The sequence below is a fragment of the Sporosarcina sp. YIM B06819 genome (assembly GCF_033485175.1).
Lineage (GTDB): Bacteria > Bacillota > Bacilli > Bacillales_A > Planococcaceae > Sporosarcina.
In genome coordinates this window covers 187,234-206,181 of record NZ_JAWLIQ010000006.1, presented here as the reverse complement: position 1 = coordinate 206,181, position 18,948 = coordinate 187,234, and the positions used below count along the sequence as shown (strand labels likewise).

Annotated in this window: 13 protein-coding genes and 1 other annotated feature; of the genes, 9 read left to right on the top strand and 4 right to left on the bottom strand. The window is 40.2% G+C overall.

The window, feature by feature from the left end; translation table 11 throughout:
- Positions 1-441 precede the first annotated feature (441 nt).
- Positions 442-688 (top strand) — a binding site (T-box leader).
- Between the two features lie 46 nt (positions 689-734).
- The 5 genes from R2B72_RS04995 to R2B72_RS04975 all read left to right on the top strand — a co-directional run bounded on the left by R2B72_RS04995 (position 735) and on the right by R2B72_RS04975 (position 7,694).
- Entirely contained in the window at positions 735-3,380 is a 2,646-nt protein-coding gene (locus tag R2B72_RS04995; protein WP_318615210.1) for a valine--tRNA ligase, read from the top strand.
- 247 nt (positions 3,381-3,627) lie between these two features.
- Positions 3,628-4,050: a type II secretion system protein gene (locus tag R2B72_RS04990; RefSeq protein WP_318615208.1), complete on the top strand. Its 423-nt coding sequence runs from the start codon at positions 3,628-3,630 to the stop codon at positions 4,048-4,050.
- 12 nt (positions 4,051-4,062) lie between these two features.
- Positions 4,063-4,536 carry a prepilin-type N-terminal cleavage/methylation domain-containing protein gene (locus R2B72_RS04985; protein ID WP_318615207.1) on the top strand — a complete coding sequence of 158 codons (474 nt, stop codon included), beginning with the start codon at positions 4,063-4,065 and terminating at the stop codon, positions 4,534-4,536.
- Positions 4,520-6,466, top strand: a complete 1,947-nt coding sequence (locus R2B72_RS04980) for a hypothetical protein (RefSeq protein ID WP_318615206.1) — start codon at positions 4,520-4,522, stop codon at positions 6,464-6,466. Before R2B72_RS04985 ends, R2B72_RS04980 begins: the two co-directional genes overlap by 17 nt.
- Positions 6,467-6,983: 517 nt before the next feature.
- A complete protein-coding gene (locus tag R2B72_RS04975) occupies positions 6,984-7,694 on the top strand; it encodes a hypothetical protein (protein ID WP_318615205.1) in 711 nt (236 codons plus the stop codon).
- Positions 7,695-7,886: 192 nt separating this feature from the next.
- Here R2B72_RS04975 and R2B72_RS04970 read toward each other — a convergent pair whose 3' ends face one another.
- The 4 genes from R2B72_RS04970 to R2B72_RS04955 form a co-directional block, all read right to left on the bottom strand.
- Positions 7,887-8,921, bottom strand: coding sequence for an Rpn family recombination-promoting nuclease/putative transposase (locus tag R2B72_RS04970; protein ID WP_318615204.1), 1,035 nt, complete (start codon positions 8,919-8,921; stop codon positions 7,887-7,889).
- A 378-nt stretch (positions 8,922-9,299) separates the two neighbouring features.
- Positions 9,300-10,091 (bottom strand): hypothetical protein, encoded by a 792-nt coding sequence (locus tag R2B72_RS04965; protein WP_318615203.1) that lies wholly within the window; start codon positions 10,089-10,091, stop codon positions 9,300-9,302.
- 559 nt (positions 10,092-10,650) lie between these two features.
- Positions 10,651-11,496, bottom strand: coding sequence for an ATP-grasp domain-containing protein (locus R2B72_RS04960; protein ID WP_318615202.1), 846 nt, complete (start codon positions 11,494-11,496; stop codon positions 10,651-10,653).
- A complete protein-coding gene (locus tag R2B72_RS04955) occupies positions 11,493-12,359 on the bottom strand; it encodes a RimK family alpha-L-glutamate ligase (RefSeq protein ID WP_318615201.1) in 867 nt (288 codons plus the stop codon). The genes R2B72_RS04960 and R2B72_RS04955 overlap by 4 nt, the downstream gene beginning before the upstream one ends.
- Positions 12,360-12,420: 61 nt before the next feature.
- Between R2B72_RS04955 and R2B72_RS04950 the strand changes: the two genes are divergently transcribed.
- The 4 genes from R2B72_RS04950 to R2B72_RS04935 all read left to right on the top strand — a co-directional run bounded on the left by R2B72_RS04950 (position 12,421) and on the right by R2B72_RS04935 (position 18,933).
- On the top strand, positions 12,421-13,650 hold the full coding sequence (locus tag R2B72_RS04950; protein WP_318615199.1) for a folylpolyglutamate synthase/dihydrofolate synthase family protein: 1,230 nt from the start codon (positions 12,421-12,423) through the stop codon (positions 13,648-13,650).
- Positions 13,651-13,750: 100 nt separating this feature from the next.
- Positions 13,751-15,454, top strand: a complete 1,704-nt coding sequence (locus R2B72_RS04945; RefSeq protein ID WP_318615198.1) for a diguanylate cyclase — start codon at positions 13,751-13,753, stop codon at positions 15,452-15,454.
- A gap of 111 nt (positions 15,455-15,565) precedes the next feature.
- Positions 15,566-17,203, top strand: coding sequence for a GGDEF domain-containing protein (locus tag R2B72_RS04940; protein WP_318615197.1), 1,638 nt, complete (start codon positions 15,566-15,568; stop codon positions 17,201-17,203).
- Positions 17,204-17,589: 386 nt separating this feature from the next.
- Positions 17,590-18,933 (top strand): VanW family protein, encoded by a 1,344-nt coding sequence (locus R2B72_RS04935; RefSeq protein WP_318615196.1) that lies wholly within the window; start codon positions 17,590-17,592, stop codon positions 18,931-18,933.
- The last annotated feature ends 15 nt before the right edge of the window (positions 18,934-18,948 follow it).

Here is an 18,948-nt window from a genome sequence, read left to right as displayed (position 1 = left end):
AGTCGTTGGGACGATTAACAGACGAATCAGTTGAAAAACACAGATTGGGATAATGATTCCTTTGCAATAAAAACGACACTTCCGTAGCCAAGGCGGCAGTAAATAGGGATTATAACCTTTTCTCATCACACAATCCTTTCATCTTTTATTCAGCAGTCATTTCTCACCTCTTTAGGGGAGAAATGACCGCAGTTTTATATCCTGTTTAGGAAGCGTTTAGACGCCGGCTGAACAAAGATGAAGCCTCCGGCGGATGTCACAGATTTTGTAGGGAGTTAAGAAGGCAACCTTAGTTCGCCGCATCCTGCGGCAATTGTTGCATGACCAGCATCGTGCTGGCCTCAAGCTCGATTCAAAATCTGGACGCAATTACGCCGAGGCGTAATTGATAATTTACTTGACGTGCAACTTACTATTCCGCTACAATATAAGCAACTATATATTGATGCAATGAACGGGATAGTAAGTGAATTTGATTGCTCCAGAGAGGGTGCCGGTGGTGAGAGGCCCTGTAATCGATTGACCGAATGTCACCCGTGAGCAGTTTCTGGGAACAGGTCGTTTTCGTTAGAAAATCGACGATCAGTAGCAGAAACCGGTTTGAAGCCGTTATCGAAGTGTGAGGTGCACAAGTTCTTTGGTGTGCACGAATAAAGGTGGTACCGCGAACAGCTCCTTCGTCCTTTAAGACGAATGGAGTTTTTTTGTTGTCCAAAAACAAAGGAGGAAATACTATGTCAAATGAAAACTTGTCGATGCCGACAAAATATGATCCACAGTCAATCGAATCAGGCCGTTATGAATGGTGGCTAAAAGGGAAATTTTTTGAAGCGCAACCCGAAAGCGATAAAAAACCGTATACAATCGTAATTCCACCGCCGAACGTAACAGGAAAACTTCACCTCGGCCATGCATGGGATACAACGCTACAAGATATCCTAACACGCATGAAGCGTATGCAAGGGTATGACGCATTATGGCTGCCGGGAATGGACCATGCAGGGATTGCCACGCAGGCACGTGTTGAAGCAAAATTGCGTGAAGAAGGTGTTACACGCTATGATCTAGGCCGTGAAAAATTTGTTGAAGAAACATGGAAATGGAAAGAAGAATATGCTGGCCATATCCGCGCACAATGGGGCAAATTGGGTCTAGGCCTTGATTATTCACGTGAACGTTTCACATTGGATGAAGGACTGTCAAAAGCTGTTCAGGAAGTATTCGTCAAACTGTACGAAAAAGACCTGATTTACCGTGGCGAATATATTATCAACTGGGACCCGGCGACGAAAACGGCTATTTCTGACATCGAAGTAATCCACAAAGATGTGCAGGGTGCCTTCTATCATATGCGCTATCCACTAACAGATGGCACGGGCAATATCGAAATTGCGACGACACGCCCAGAAACGATGTTAGGTGATACGGCGGTTGCGGTACACCCTGAAGATGAGCGCTACAAGCATTTAATCGGCAAAACAGTTCGACTACCAATCGTCGGCCGTGAAATTCCGATTGTTGGAGACGATTATGTCGACATGGAATTCGGAAGTGGGGCAGTGAAAATTACACCTGCGCATGACCCGAACGACTTTGAAATCGGTAACCGCCATAACCTAGCGCGTGTTTTGGTTATGAACGAAGACGGTTCTATGAACAAGTTAGCGGGTAAATACGAAGGAATGGACCGTTTCGAATGCCGTAAAGCAATTGTTAAAGACCTACAAGATATGGGTGTTTTATTCGAAATCGAAGATCATTTGCACTCCGTGGGTCACTCAGAGCGAAGTGGTGCTGTTGTTGAGCCGTATTTGTCGACACAATGGTTTGTCAGAATGCAGACGCTGTCCGATGAAGCGGTTAAACTGCAACAAACAGAAGGTAAAGTCAATTTCGTCCCTGAGCGTTTCGAGCACACGTATTTGCAATGGATGGAAAACGTGCATGACTGGTGTATTTCTCGCCAACTTTGGTGGGGCCATCGTATTCCAGCTTGGTATCATAACGAAACGGGCGAAGTACATGTCGGACACGAAGCGCCGGCGGACGTCGAAAACTGGACACAGGACAATGACGTACTCGATACATGGTTCTCCTCTGCGCTATGGCCATTCTCAACATTGGGCTGGCCGGATGTAGATAACGAGGAATTCAAACGCTACTACCCAACAGATGCGCTCGTTACGGGCTATGACATCATTTTCTTCTGGGTATCCCGGATGATTTTCCAAGGCATCGAATTTACAGAACAACGCCCATTTAAAGATGTCTTGATTCACGGCTTGGTACGTGCGGAAGATGGTCGCAAAATGTCCAAATCGCTTGGCAATGGTATTGACCCAATGGATGTCATTGACAAATACGGTGCGGATGCACTGCGTTATTTCTTATCAACGGGTTCATCACCAGGGCAGGATCTTCGCTACTCAACAGAAAAGGTAGAATCCATTTGGAACTTTGCCAATAAAATCTGGAATGCTTCTCGTTTCGCTTTGATGAATATGGATGGCATGACATATGAAGAGATTGATTTGTCAGGTGAAAAATCTGCTGCGGATGCATGGATTTTAACGCGTTTGAATGAAACCATTGATCAAGTAACGAAATTAGCGGAGCGCTACGAGTTCGGCGAAGTCGGCCGTGCCTTGTATAACTTCATCTGGGATGATTTCTGTGACTGGTATATTGAAATGGCGAAGCTGCCGTTGTATGGGGAAGATGAAACAGCGAAGAAAATGACACGCTCTGTTCTCGCTTATGTTCTCGACAATACAATGCGTTTATTACACCCATTCATGCCGTTCATCACAGAAGAAATCTGGCAGAACTTGCCGCATGAAGGGGAGTCTATTACAGTAGCAGCATGGCCAGTTGCCAATGCAGCACTGACAGACGAATCACGTGCAACAGATATGAAATTATTGATGGACATTATTCGTGCCGTGCGCAATATCCGTGCCGAAGTGAATACACCGATGAGTAAAAAAGTCCCGTTGTATATTGCGGCGAAAGATGACGCAACCGTTGCTGTACTAGAAGCTAACCGTGGCTACATCGAACGCTTCTGTAACCCGGAGACACTAACACTCGGCAATGGCATCGCAGCACCTGGCAAATCGATGTCAGCAGTCGTCACAGGGGCAGAATTATTCTTGCCACTTGAAGGACTATTGAATATCGATGAAGAACTTGCCCGTTTAACAAAAGAGTTAGCAAAATGGCAAGGAGAAGTCAAACGCGTCCAAGGCAAACTAGCCAACGAACGCTTCATGTCCAAAGCACCTGAAGCTGTCGTAGCTGAAGAACGTGCGAAAGAAAAGGACTATCTTGAAAAATACGCCGCAGTTGAGCGTCGTATGCAAGAATTGAAGGAAATTTGATACAAATAGAAAAAGACCCAATCATGGAAATAACGATTGGGTCTTTTTTATCCCGAAAACTGAATAATTATTATATTATTTTGATTATTAATGGGGGTTTGTGGTAGTATAGAATTATATGAGTCTATAAAAATTCGGTAATATGCTTTCTATATAGGATTAAAGGATTAGGGATAAATACTTTACCACTATGAATTTCAAGCGATTATTCAACAATCCAATAGCATGAATGAAAAGGATGATAGGGATGGAGAGAATTAAAATGGTGAGGTGTAAGGGGGAACGTGGGTTGACACTCGTTGAGGTGTTGGCGGCGTTGGTCATATTAGGTATCGTTTTTATTGGATTCATGACTGTTTTCCCACAAATGACATTGTTTAATGCGAAAACGGGAGAAAAGTTGGAGACGATGAATCTTGCGAAGAGGGAATTAATAGATCTAAAAAATACCCCATCAATGCTTGAAAGCTATGCTATTAATAAAGGGGATAAATATGAAAGACATCATAAGGTAAATGGTGACTACGAAATTGAGATAGATTGTTATAAAGCAGACAATAAGTATTGCAGTGATTCACATCAACTAAAAGTTTTGCATAAAATTCACATTAAAGTGATGAAACAAAAAAAAATGATAAGTGAAACTTTTGGTTATGTAGAATTTAAATAGAGGAGGAGGCAAATGGGAAAAAAAGAATATGGTATGACACTCGTAGAAGTGCTAGTTACCCTCATACTCCTTATGCTAATGACTGGCATTATTTGGACAACTATTTTAATCACTTCCAGATTTAATATAGCTGAGACGTCAACTTTACGTTTGCAACAAGAAGCAAATTATATTATTACCACTTTGCAACAAGTCCATCGTCAATGTTTTACATATAGTCTATTCATTACGAACTCTGAAATTAAAATTAAAAATTGTGTGAACGATCAAGGGGAAGAACAAAATACCTATAATGGCGTGATTAGTAAAGGTTTTACTTATCAACCTTTGATAGACGATGAGTTGATTCGATCCACCGAAAGGAATGTTGACCTTACATCTTTTAAAGTTACAGTTCCCGTAAGTAATAGATATATAGAGGTACCAACTGTAATTTCCCGATATAAAACGGAGAAAGGAGATAGACAGAATGGAGAAACAAAGTGAAAAGGGTTATGTGCTATTAATTGTGCTATTTGCTATCACATTCATCATGATTATTACTACTGTTTTTATGAGGGGGGCTCTCAGTAACGCTAAACAGGAGAGAACAGTAGATAAAAATAATTTAATTGTTGTTGCTGCGGAAGCAGGATTGGATTATTACACGTGGCAATTTAAAAAAGTTTATGACAGTGTACAATTGGAAGCTAAAGTTACACAGAAAATTGAAGAGGCAGTTCAAAATAAGGAGAATCCAATTGATTACAATCGCATACAAGGGGATATTATTGAGGACTTAAAACTCGATTTAGAAAACTTGATTAGTCAATTCAATTTAGATTCTATTGATTTGTTCAGCGATTACAGTCATAAGCTTACACAAGCTGAATTTCAAGAGAAAACGCTATCAAATAAAGATGTAGAATTAAGACTTGTGGGAGCTGTGGAAGGCCAACATGGAAGTGAAAATAAATTGATGAAGTTTGAATTGGCTTTTACTATACCTAGTATTCAAGCTGGAGAAGAGGGAAATAATCAAGGTGGAATAACAGATGGTGGCAATTCAAATGGCTTACCAATTCCTCTAATCCCTAAGGGACCGGAAAGACCGAGAGAACCAATACGAATCACAGGTATTAATAAACCAAGCAATCGCTGTGCTGACACAAAAGACGTTAGGGAAGTAGAGTGCTATTTAAACTCAGTAAGTAAAGATATGTTTACCATTTCCCGGTCGAAACTTTATGTAGAAGATAGTGTTAATTCTTGGGGTGCTATTGAAATCAATGGACCATCATTTATTAATATACAAAATAACTTAACCCCTGCGTCTATGAAAATGAATAATAGTGAACTAGTTGTTAATTCTCTGAGTTCTTACGGTTTAATAGAAATACATGATTCTAAGATTCAAATCAAAAATAATATGGGTAGTTCCAACCCTCCTCGTTTAATAATGACCAATGTCCAACTGGAGATTGTGAATAGTATGAAAACAAATAAAGCGTTGTTGCAAAACTCAAAAATAAAAATAGGAGGAGCATATGAAATTGGAGGAGGACTACTTGAGATAATAAAATCTGATGTAAATGTACTAAATGGAGATCTAGAGGCAAAAAACGGTTCTATGCTAAATGAAGTGAATCTGGCAGTAAGTGGATCTTATAAAAATTCGAGTAATATTTGGGATGTCAAAAAAGCTGAAATTTTGATTGGGAAAAATGTTGAGGCGAATAATGGATCTAATTTAACGGATGTTGTTTTAAAAATAATAGGGAACTATAATACTCCCGTTGTATTTAAATCTTTAGACAGTCAAATTGCAATAGGCGGTAATGTGACGGGTCATAATAGCTCAGATTTAACTAATGTAATTCTAAGCATTGGAGGAAACTACAATACTCCAGTTAATTTCGTAGCAAGGAATAATACTAATATTTTTGTGGGGGGGAATCTTGAAGCTGGTAATGGTTCCGCTTTAAATGATACAATTTTAAGTGTAAAAGGGAATTATAATACGCCTGTAAAATTTGAATTGCAAAATTCTAAAGTGAATGTTGGTGCAACAGTCACCGCCTTAAATAGTGGAAAATTTAGAAACTCAATTCTAAAGGCAATCACACTGAATGCTACAAACTTAGAGTTGGATGAACAAACTGCGGTGTATACAGATACTGTCACTTCAGATACCTTGAAACTCAAAAATTCAAAGTTGTGTGCAAAAGATGTGGAAATAAGATCTATTCAATCCGATAATAGCCCCATCTATTACCTAAACAATACGAACAATAATAGTGCAAATGTTATTAAACTATCTGCAGATGAATTTGAGAAAAAATGTAGTATATCCATAGGTGACGAACAACAGACTCCGCAAATACCAGGTAATATAAATTGGCAGGATCCCATCCTTGAAAAAGTATTTTACAATTAATAATTTCGGGTGCCAGTGGTCAAACAATTTTAGCAAGCCTCCAATTGAGTCAATCAGTCGGGGCTTTTTCAACTTGAAGAAACGCATACTGAAGAAAGCTATTCAAATTATCGTTACCAATTTTACAATGTCAACGCAACCAATAGTGCAGCCGTGTCTTAGCGATTAATTTACTAAGAAACGGCTGCACTATTATATGGTACTCTTTGAATAATTGTAATATTTAGAGAGTAGATGGATATGAGGAAATTGGAATTTTAAAAGTTCTTAATCGGAAATGTGGATATTATCAGCAAAGAAAAGGCTGTAAATTCACGTGTTTCTTAATTTGAGGTGTCAGTCACTCAAACTATCACGACAAACGTGTTAATTCAAACAAAAGAGTAAAAGGAGCCCAAGTCATTTACTGTGACGGGCTTAATTTCAGGTGCCTGTCACCGTGTGTTCTTTTTCTGGTTGTCCCTTGCAAAACGCTGTGTTGTACGGTCACCCAAACTTAAAAAGGATGTGTAAGTAGATGCAAAACACCAATCAATCACATAATAATAGCAGCGCTTTGTTTAAAAAGCTAGTCCATGTGTATCGTGACGAAGAGATAATCAGGATTGAAAGTGGGAGGAGTAAAAAATCTTCTCGAAGTGTTTCAGCGAGCTGCGGAGTTACCCTTCAGAAATTTTTCGCTAAACAGTTAAACATACCTGGGTTGATTATTGAAAGAAGTAAAAAAGGTGGTTTGTTTGCCTTTTCAATACATGGAAAAGTGTTTGCAACGCTGAAGTACATGACGGATATAGGTTATAGAAGGGGTGACTCGTTTTACGAGGTGATTGATGATGTTGTGAAGATGAGCAAGGAGCTATTTGATGTGGATGCTGATCAAGTTTTTATTGTTGTTTCATCTTTAAAGAATAGTACAAAGAAATCTTATGTGGAAACACTTCTTGAGCAAAAGGTTGCATCCAATCCAGACTTTCTGAGTAATCGCGGGCTTGTCCAGCAATTTATTGAAAAGTATTTGATTGGGATTAGTCATTTTTTAAATGGCCGTAACAATGTTTTATTTATGGCGGCAGAGATTCATCCAAATATTTTAGCGAATGATTTGTTGAATAAAGAAATGCCCCCATCGACTATTTATGAAATGATTGATAATTATGGGTGGTTGAGTTCGATAGATGAGTTGTTAGAAAGATTGAAGGTGCTTTCGAAGAATGCTTGTCTGAAGTAAACCGGAAATTTCGGGTGCCAGTCACTCATTCAATGTAAAAGCGATTATTGAATCGATTGCTGGTTGATAATAGTTGATTCATTATCGAACACAAATAACGAGCCATTCTTCGATTTTATGGGGAATGGCTCGTTATTTTTATGTTTCTTTTCCTGGGAATATCCGGGTCGCTTGTGTGACTAGTACCGGGGATTATTTATTGCTACTTAGCTCTTTGATAATGCGTTCCACTATTGCAGAATCTAAGGATGTAGCTTCTACAATTTGCTCTGCCGTTAGGGATAATTTGAATAGTCGCTTGACAGTTTCTTCTTTCTCTAACAGTTTACCTTTTTCAAGACCCTGTTCAAGACCTTGTTCAAGACCCTGTTCAAGTCCCTGTTCAAGCCCTTTTTCAAGACCTTCTTCAAGTCCCTTTTGGCGACCTTCTTTATCAGCCAAATACCTAGCGTCGTCTAGTTTGGCTTCTTCATCCAGGATATACTTCAATCGGGCCTCGTAGGCATATATTTCTTCCTTGGACCGGCTAAGATCTTGCCAGACCCCGAATGCATCCTGCAACTTTTCATCCTTCATCGCAAGCTCCTCCAATTCCTGAAAAATTTCGTTGTACACTTTCTTATTTCTGCCGTCCACCATCCCGAGCAATAGCAGCCATCTGGCGAGAATATCATTCCACGGGTTCAACTTTTTTGCATGCCACTGTTTAATAAATTTATTCATTTCAATGAAGTGGATTTCCAACACGTCATCCATTCTGAATTTTTCTTCCTGTTCATACAAGTGGAAAATGTTGTGAAATGCATCTGTTTGATCAAATAGATTGAAATTACAAATATTAATAGTTATTGTCGGCAATAATTTATTGTAGCCCATGCCTTTTTGTAACTGTGAATTATATACACGAGACCAATAGAATAATGTTCGTTTAACCATATCATATTGATTGGTCAATTGAACTTCTACGTTTATGAATTCGTTGTCTTGTGTTTTGACTAAAATATCTAATCTCGACTGCTTATCGTCTTGATATTCTCCGCCGATTTCTAAGTTGTCAAATGCGATTTCTTTAATGGCCTGACGACCTGAACGCTTCAGAATGGCATTCAAAAAAACGACTGTAATATCTTTGTTTTTCTCACTACCAAATAACTGTTTGAAGGCATAATCTACCTTTAGGTCGACGAATTTCTCCAGTGGAATTCTTCTTAATGCCGGCTCACTCATCGGATGTCACGTCATCTTGTATAGTTGAAGTATACCATGATTTAGATGTGCTTTCGTTTTTCTTAGCCATTATAAATCAATCCCTTCTTTCCTTTTTTACACCATATCTCAGTCGGAAATAAAAGAAAACTGTCATAAATGAATACACATTTCGATAACGCCATTTTGAAAAATCAATAACACCTCAAATTTGAAATTTGCCCCTTAAATACGAACCAAATTTCAGATTTGAAGTTGAGGGGTGGGGAAAAAATATTTTTTTCTCTCAAATTGTATGGGTGACTGGTATCAAAATGTGTATCGCTTGACTAGAATTTTTGTTCTGTAATGGGTTATTTGCTATACTCCGTGGTGTTGGACGCTATGTCTCATCCCTATTTACAATTTATAAAGCCACTCCACCGGCACATCATACTCCAAAAAAGCATTGCTAAACAAAGCTTTCTCAATGAGCTCCCTTAATACGCCTGAATAATAACCAGGCAGATTCCTCACCGTTTTCTGTTTCGTAGCCTGAACAGCAATATGAAGTGCTTGTAGCGCTAATTGTTCAAATAGCTCATCTTTATCCGCATGGATGCTGAAGGATAGCATCCTAGATGATTGCTGGCGATAGACGCTGAAAATTTTGCGTGCTATTGCCATTTCTCCGATTGTTGAAGAAAGAAGAGACTTCATTCTCCCGAAAAGTGTTGTTGATAACTGTTCCGTAGGAGACGTTGTATGAAGATCTTTAGTAGTTATTATAGATTTAGAAAATAATGCTTCGGCTTCTGAATTCACCGGCTGTGGCTCGATAGGTACAGGCTTTTCGGCGTCTTCTCGGCTGTTCATTTCCCCCTGCTCATTGAAAGGTTTGATGACGTAAATGTTGGCGCCTAGACCGCTCATTACTGGACGAATGTAATGGATACGCTTGATGATATTTTTATCTTCCAACTTGCGAATGGTGCGACGGATTGTGGCGTTGGATTTGTCTAAGGCCTTTTCCATCGTTTCGTGTTTCAAGTGGGCGGCGCCGTATTTCACGGAATAACGGCGGATCATATCGAGAACAGCCCGGTCAGTGCTGTTCAAAGTGTTCCGATTTGCCGAGAGGTGGAGATCCACTGCCTCATCCATATCATCCTTGTTTGTGAAGTGTGCGTAGTTTGCTAGGTAAGTCGTCATTGTGTTGTCCCCCTTTTAAACGTTATATAGAGAGGGGAGACGGAAAAGGATACAGATGTGTGAAAAAAGTTTTTGGTTTTTGCGATTGTTAGAAGAATTGCTTATGGATGTTATTATTATAGTAACTGATTTGGATAAGGAAGCCATTGAGATGTTACAAGAGTTGAATAGATGAAGTTGCCCGAGGCAGAATTCCCGATGTGAGTGTGATTTCGCTTCGGGTATTTTATTTGTATTTGGATAGGCAGAAAAGCTGGCAAGATTTATTGGCATCCCGAAATGATCTACCTACAATAAAACAAAAATGGAGCTGTCCAAAAAGTCAGTTTGCACTAACTTTTTAGCCAGCCCCATCTTTATAGATCATCGAAAGACTACTTTCCATCCTCAAAAAATCCCACTTGAAACTTATCGATCAATTGCCGGAGGTTATCGATCATTTCGAAGTCATTATCGATCAATTGCCCAGGGATATCGATCATTTCCGCAAAGTTATCGATCAATTTGGAGGAGTTATCGTCATTTTGTGACCTTCGACTCATCGAATTGACCACGTTCGCTACAAACCACTTTTTGCTAGCGATGGCTGTTTAATAAATCTTTCTAATGTCTTACAAGAAAGCCTTTCCTTGATAGCCCCCATCAATTTCCCTGCCACCGAAAAATCATGTGTCGTATACAGCGACCGCGCACCTACGGGGTCTTCGATTTCGTTGAACAGCCATCTGCCGTCGGGTAGTAAGATGAAATCGATGCCGATGTAGTCACTGTTCAGTGCCTTGGCAATGCGTTTAGCTTCTTGTTCTTGCCAGCTGGCAAGTGAATATTTTTCGACAGAGCCACCGAGTGTATAGTTTGATTTGAATGAGCCGTTGCCTGTTCGTTTGACAGCTCCAATAACTTCTTCGCCAATCATGAAAACGCGGATATCACGCGCTCCGGATTCGATGTACGGTTGGACAATGATGGTATGGTCGTGGAACTGTGTGAAGAAAGCTTCCACTTGCGCCGCGGATGTACAAAGGGTAACTTCTTGACCGCCATGCCCGTCCACCGTTTTCAAGACACAGGGATATGTATCAATCTGATTGATATGCTGCACTTTTTTTGTCGGCACTGCCGCAACACCGAGTAGGGTAGCGAGTTCAAATGATTTCAGTTTGTCATTGGCAATACGGTTGACTTCAGCACGGTTACACAATCGAAAACCTTCTCGCTCAAATTTTGTGGCAAGCGCAGGATTGCGATCTCGAAAAAGGATGAAATCTACATCTGCATCGGGTTGTTCATCTCCAACAATTAGGCGAAGGTCAATGTTAATCTGTTCCGCTTCTTTCATTAAATCATCGATAAACAACCGGTTGCGGACCGACTCGTTTTCCGAGTAGTAAATAGCACCTTTCATCCGAGTTTCCTCAAAATGTAAGCCATCATCGCATCCGCTACATTGACGCCAGTGACGTTGTAGATATTGCGGATATGTGCGGCTGCATTCACTTCGCAGACGAGTGGTTCTTCGTTTTCTCCAAATAGTAAATCGACCCCTGCAAACTCAGCGCTGACGGCTTCAGCGGCACGTATCGCCAATGCTTGTTGCGCCACGGTTAGTTCAACTTCAGATGCAACACCACCATTGGTAATGTTAGCCCGGAAATCCGTCTCGGAATAGCGATACATCGCCGCAACAATTTCACCGCCAACGATATTGACCCGAATATCACGTCCTCGACTTGTGGCAATAAACTTCTGGAACACATAGTCAACGCCACGCAACTCATCCGTCTTGTCATAAAACTGTTGTTCCGTTTCAATTAAATACACTTTCATGCCGAATGAACCATGACCTTCCTTGATGATCATGGGCAATCCAAGGCGCTCTAACACGCGTTCATAGTATCCAGAGTCACGAATGGTAAAAGCGGGGTAGACTTTCGGTGCAATGATTGTTTCCGGCATTGGAACACCAGAGGCGGCTAATTGTAAATATTGTTTCGCTTTGTTATCGCAAGTTTCAATGACGTCAGGGTCATTGAAGACAGCAATCCCGGCATTTTTCAAAAACTGTGCAAGTAAAATATCTTTATCTAAAAAAACAACGAAATGAGGACGCTGTTCAATCACTTTATCTAAATCTATTAGTACTTCGAAATTTTTCTTAAGTTTGGCTTGAACACCTGCGCGTTCTGCAGCTTCCTTTAATAATTGTGCCTGATCTTTAAACTTATCGCTTGTTAAGCTTCCATTATAAATTACCCAACAATTTAACATTGTGAACCTCCAGCCATGATATACTTTTCCTATGTAGATTCTATCATATGGAGGGGTACCTGTGATTCCAAAAATGGATGAATATAAAAAACGATGGGAAATCGACAGTGATGACGCTGTAAAACCGGGGCTAAAGGCAATACAACAAGCACTCGTAAAGATGGGGAATCCAGAAAAGGGTTTGCCGATTATTCATGTGGCGGGGAGCAATGGGAAGGGTTCGACGATTGCATTCATGGAAGGGATTCTTCGGCAACATGGTTTGTCAACGGCTGTTTTTTCCTCGCCGGCTTTACTTGATATCCATGATCAAATTCGTCTGAATGGACAACCAATCTTGCAAGAGGACTTAGATAACGCATTTAAGTTGATGAAAGAAGCGGGTTTAAGCGGCATGCTGACGGACTTCGAATTGCTGACAGTCGCAGCGTTGGTGTCGTTTAGACAGTTCGCGCCTGATTATGTCCTGCTTGAAACAGGGATGGGTGGAAAGTTGGACAGTACAAATGTCGTCACGCCACTTGTGTCGGTCATTACCTCGATTGCACTTGACCATACTGCCTTTCTTGGGGAAACGTTGGAAGAGGTTACAGAGCACAAAGCAGGGATTATTAAGAGTGGGATACCTGTTGTCTTAGGCTCAATTCCTGAAGAGGCGTCAGCAGTCGCCCAACGTGTTGCAGCTGCCAACAATAGTGAACGATTTACATACGACGAACATTTCACGATAGATTGTCAGGATGTGTTCAAAGGACGAAGCACTTTCCAGTTGAAGGGTAGGAAGATGAAAGGACCTCATCAAGGTATCAATGCGGCTGTTGCTATTGAAGGACTTCTTGTGGCGGGCGTTGAACTGAAGGAAGAGCAAGTAGCTACGGCCGTCGCAACGACACAGCTGTCATTTCGCTTTCAAGAAATCTCAGCGGGGGTATTTGTGGACGGTGCGCATAATCCGGCTGCAGCAAAAATGTTAAAAGAAACCATTCAAGAGGAGTTCCCAGGAGAGAAAGTGGATTTCGTGATAGGGATGTTAAAGGGCAAAGACATTGTGAAAACATTGGACGAACTTATACCCGTGGCTGCAAGCTTTACGTTCGTAACCTTCCCGCATCCCCTAGCTGAAACTGCGGATAGGTTGATGGAATATTGCAATTCCGGAGAGAAAAAGATGACAAATTACTCCAATGATACTATACTACTATTAAGAGATGTGAAAATAAGGAAAGTAGTAACCGGTTCTCTCTATATGATAACTGGACTTATGAACTACTGCGGTAAACTGGCGAATTAAAGCAATTTATCGTGACAGATGGATTGAGGTTTGTTAAGTTGTATATAGATTCCATCTTTTCTGATTCATTAGTCTTATTTAGTTAGGGGTGAGATAGTAAATGACAGCTATAGATAGGTCCACAATGAAGTATTTCCTATTGTGGTTATTGATCGTTCCACCAGGTATGTATGTTGTTTTTATCAATTATCCTCCTGTGCAAGTGGTCTGGTCTAATGTAGCCATCTTTATGATTCTCAGTTTTCTAACTATCTATTTCCCTTTCATCAGGAAAGGAACACCTGTATTTCTTGTGATGTGGCTAACTATACCAGCTTTTTTAATGTATGGTTTGTTTATAGAAATAATAGTGATGCAATTCGCCATTCTAGCAACTTTGTTTTCTTCTTCCGGCCCATTAACATTGCAAAAACGTTTTTTCTTTAACTCGACGCTCTTTTTTATCTTATCGGTTTTAGCATCATTTGCTTATTATGGGGTTGGTGGGGAACTTGGGTCAACTAAATTTTGGTTGATGTTTGTGAGCGTCTTGTCCTACCAGCTTGTTCATTCGATTGTTAATGATATTGTGTTACGGATCTATGTGCGTTATAAGAGAATAAGGTCACTGTATACCGCGAATGAAATTCTAGCAGACTATGCAATTGTATTGGTCATTATTCCGTTAGCATTATCACTCTATTATATGATTTATATAATCGGGTCAGGGGCGTTTCTATTGCTAGTCGTTCCATTTTTCTTTATCACGTTTATTGTTCGGCTTTATAATAATTCGGAGAAGATTAATAGGTACTTGAAACGAGCGGGGGATATCGGGCAAGAACTTTCCGCGATGATGACGGAACAAGAAGTGATTGATGCGTTTGTCAGTAAAGTATCGAACCTTTTCGAAGTCGATTTTGCTTATCTTTTTGATCATCAGGATGGTTGGTTAGAACTTATCAGCTCCTATGAGTATGGCAAGCCTAAAAACATTGAAATGGAGCGATTAGCTTCAGGGCAAGGGTTAGCAGGGCTCGTTCTTCAAAAAAATGAGCCAATGATCTATTCGGCAAGAGAAGAGTGGCTTATGACAATCCAAGGCTATACACCTAGCGAATTACAAAGTGTGCTATGTATACCCATTATGCGAAACCAAAAAATTGAAGGGGTCTTGTTGCTTGGCTCCAATAAGAAATCGGCTTTTGAAGTCTATCATCTCGAAATTTTAGATTTGCTTTGTTCGTACTTCACCATCTCTGTGGAAAAAGCACGCTATATGCAAGAGGCAGTTATGAAAAATGAGCGCTGTGCATTAACTGGCCTTTATAACTATAGGTATCTTGAAGAACGACTTGCTTATCAAATGGAGCAGTTTAACAGTGGCGTCTACGACAATTTGTCTGTGGTAATGCTCGATATTGATTATTTTAAAAAAGTAAATGACACGTATGGTCATCAAAGTGGCAATGACATTCTCTATATGCTGGCAAGGAAACTGGAAGCTGCACTCCCAGAGGAAGGGACCGTAGGGCGTTATGGCGGGGAGGAGTTTGTCTACATTTTGCCTGGGATGACCAAGGAAGCTGCCTATGATTTTGCTGAAAACCTGCGAACTGAAATTGGGGGATATGATTTTCTAATTGCTCCAGACCTTGATAAAGATAAATATTCGAAAACGATTCATATTACATGCTGTATGGGGATTTCGTCGGCCCCCGATGATACGGACGAGGCGATGACCTTGTTGCGCAATGCAGATCGGTCGTTGTATATCGGTGCAAAACAGGCTGGGCGAAATCGTGTAGCCACATATGTGAAATGAGAAAATAGAAAGGAGGGGGAAGGCATACAGTTTTCAGAAAAAACACGAATACTATTGTTATTAACCTGGATAGTCATTGTCCCTCCCTGTTTCTATTTCGCTTTTGACCACATGCCACCGGGGGACATCGATTGGCTACTCATCTCCCTTTACTTTATTATCCTTGTCATTACAATGCTGATGCCCATGCGTCTTTCAAATGTAACGATTTCGTTGGAACGTTGGATTACATTTACAGTCTTTTTTCAATTCGGCGTATTTGCCGAATTAGTATTTATGCAAATAGCTATGATTATTTTGTTGTTTAGTGGAAAAACCTCTACGCCGACATTGCAACGTTTTTTAATTAATTCATCTATGTTTGCATTAGTATCGATTAGCAGTGCCTTAGTGTTTCATGGTGTTGGCGGAGAGATTGGGATAACGGATTTTTCTTCTTTTATACTGTTTGGCATTATTTACGCAATCACTTATATGGTAATAAATAGCCTGCTATTAAAGTTGTTTTTCGCAATGTTGTCACGTAGATACGCTATAAAAAGTAGGGCTACAGTATGGGATTATGTCACAACAATGCTTGTCTTTCCGTTTACTATTACGCTATATTATTTGAATTTATATGTGGGCATTGAGTCCATTTTGTTATGTGGCATTCCTTTTCTATTTATTTTACGCATTAGTAGAATTTACCACCGGTCAGATAATCTGAACGACAAACTAGCTTCTGCCAGTGTGATTGGTCGTGAACTTGCAGATCGTCTAGTCTTTGAAGATGTGATTCGAACCTTCATTGTGAAATTGCGAAATGTGGTGTCCTATGAGAATGCCTATGTGTTAGATGTACGGACGGGAGCACATCTTATTATGCTTATGGGGTATGAAAATAATCAGGCAACCAAAAATGTGAAAGCAATGGTTTTTCAATCGAAGATATTGCTAGATAATGGACTTGATATGGAAACTACTAGGATATTTAATACGAAAAAAGATGTTGGTATTTTAAGAGGTTTCGAGTTTTCGCCAACGGTTAAAAGTGTGATGACTGCACCTATTAAGCGTAATAAGAAGACAGAAGGCTTCCTTATTCTTACCTCAAATCATAAAAATATGTTTCATGCGCTCGACATGAAAATTGTCGATATGCTAACGGGTTATTTTGCAGTTTCATTACTGAAGGCCCGATTGTATGAAAAAACGGTTGAGCAAAGCGAGCGCTGCGGACTTACTAAATTGCATAATTTTCGCTATCTTGATGAAAAATTGGATGAAGAGATTATCCGTTACCATACGGGTGAAATTAGTTCGCTGTCCGCCATTATTTTGGATATCGATTATTTTAAATCGATTAATGACACATATGGACACCAAAGCGGCAACGACCTGTTATGTGCGCTAGCGACGGTTCTTAGGACATATGTGGATCCTGGCGTTACACTTGCTAGATACGGTGGAGAAGAGTTTGTGTTCATCGTCCCGAACAAAGGGAAAAAGGAAACGATTGAGCTTGCAGAGGAAATCCGGAAAGAAATAGCGACGACTGTGTTCCGCATCATTCCGGATTTGTCAGAAGATCGCAGTCCTATGGATGTTCGCATGACCCTCAGTATCGGCGTCGCAACTGTACCAGAAGACGCAGAGGATGCCAAATTACTGTTACGTAATGCAGACCGGGCTCTTTATATTGGCGGTAAGCAGGCGGGCAGGAATCGTGTAGGTGTGTTTTCTAGGGAAGAGATTATGACAGTATGAAATGAGAGGCAGTAAATAGTGTAAGGTTACCGCAGCACACAAGGCTGTGGTGATTTTTTGTAATTACAGGTTTGAATATTGTGAAACTGGTGAAAACAGTTGTGAAGTTGTAAAATAATACTGGCTAAAAGGCTGTTGAATTATGTCGAAAAGTTGTTTTTTGTATGTTTTTTTATGGTCATGTCGTTTTTTAGGACAAAAGGACTAAAATATATTGAAAATTAGTAAAATGTAAAATAAATCTAGCAAAACTAGTTGCTTATTCCTACTTTTACGGTATAATTCTAAACTAATAGAATCTTTTCGGAAAACACTTGGGGCAAAAGGGAATTGAAACAAGTGTAAAATTGCTTAGATAGATGAAGGTGAAGGGAGTTAAATTCAATATGACAATGAAATACTATTATCCAATCATTACATGGGGTGTTCTAATTGTTTTTCTGTTGTATCAAGTCATTGTTCCACCTTCAATCGTATCTGCCAAAGGTGATTTGTTAACTGGATCAATAGCGGGAATTGATGTTGGGGACAAAAAAATATCTGATATCGAGGCGCTATTGGCCACAGAAGTAACGAAATGGAAAGAAAATGACCTTATCGTTCAAGGAACAACTGCAAAGATTGTTATTCCAAGTAACTACATCCAATTCGACATTAAAAACACTGCGCAGCAGTATATCAGCGCATCTGCCAAACCATGGTATAATTTTTTAAGTGACGATAAAAAAGTTCAATTACCACTAAACGTATCTGTGGATGAAAAAATATATGAAGCGCTGAAGGAAGCTCCGTATTTTTTTGTAGATGAAACAATTGAAGCAATCGTCAACCATGCGAGCTATTTGCAATCAGGACCTGTTGAAGCACAGGAAGTTGTCTTGACGAAAGATTTACTAAGTCGAGTCTCTTTTGAATCGCAAGAAGTTGTCGTCAATACAAATGGTTTGTCAGCAATCATTGAAGCAGTAAATGATACGACGCTCTTAAATGGAGAGTCGTTTTCATTCTTGGAGAAATTGATGGAGGCAGGCAATTTATATAATGAAGAAACTGCAAATTTCATCGCCTCTACTTTATATAGCGCAGTGCTGAAATCAGAAATGGAAATTCAAGAGCGTCATTCGCAACATCGTCTTTCAGGCTATTTAGTACCTGGAATTGAAGTGAAAGTAGATGCGAAAAGGAAGCAGGATTTCGCGTTTGTCAACAACACGAACCGTCCAGTCATCATTACTGCATTTGTAAAAGAAAATCGGTTAGTCATTGAACTCTATTCGTTTGAATCGGGTGCTAAGGTTACGTATGATGTGTTGAAATTGGAAGTTGTCCAACCGAGAACCATTTATCGATTGACTGCTACTTTACCGGCGGGCCAAGAGAAAGTGTTAGAAGAAGGAAAGAATGGCTTACGTGTGCAAGTGAATAGGCAGCTACCAGGTGGAGAGCTTGAAGTGATTAGTCGCGATTTCTACCCACCTATCGATACGGTAATTTTAGTGTCATCGTTGACACCGCCAGTATCTATGATTGAACCGGGTGAGATAACGCCGACAGAACCACAACCACAGGTTGACACGTCGACAAACCCACCAAGTAGTCAAACGACTTCAAATAAAGATGATTCAACTGCCGGAGAAGAATCTGCCTTGACGGATGAAAACGGTAAGCCGATCCCAGAGGGTGCTACGTATGATAAAGGCGGTAATTTGATAACGTCTGACCCACAATAATTAGGAACGGGGTGA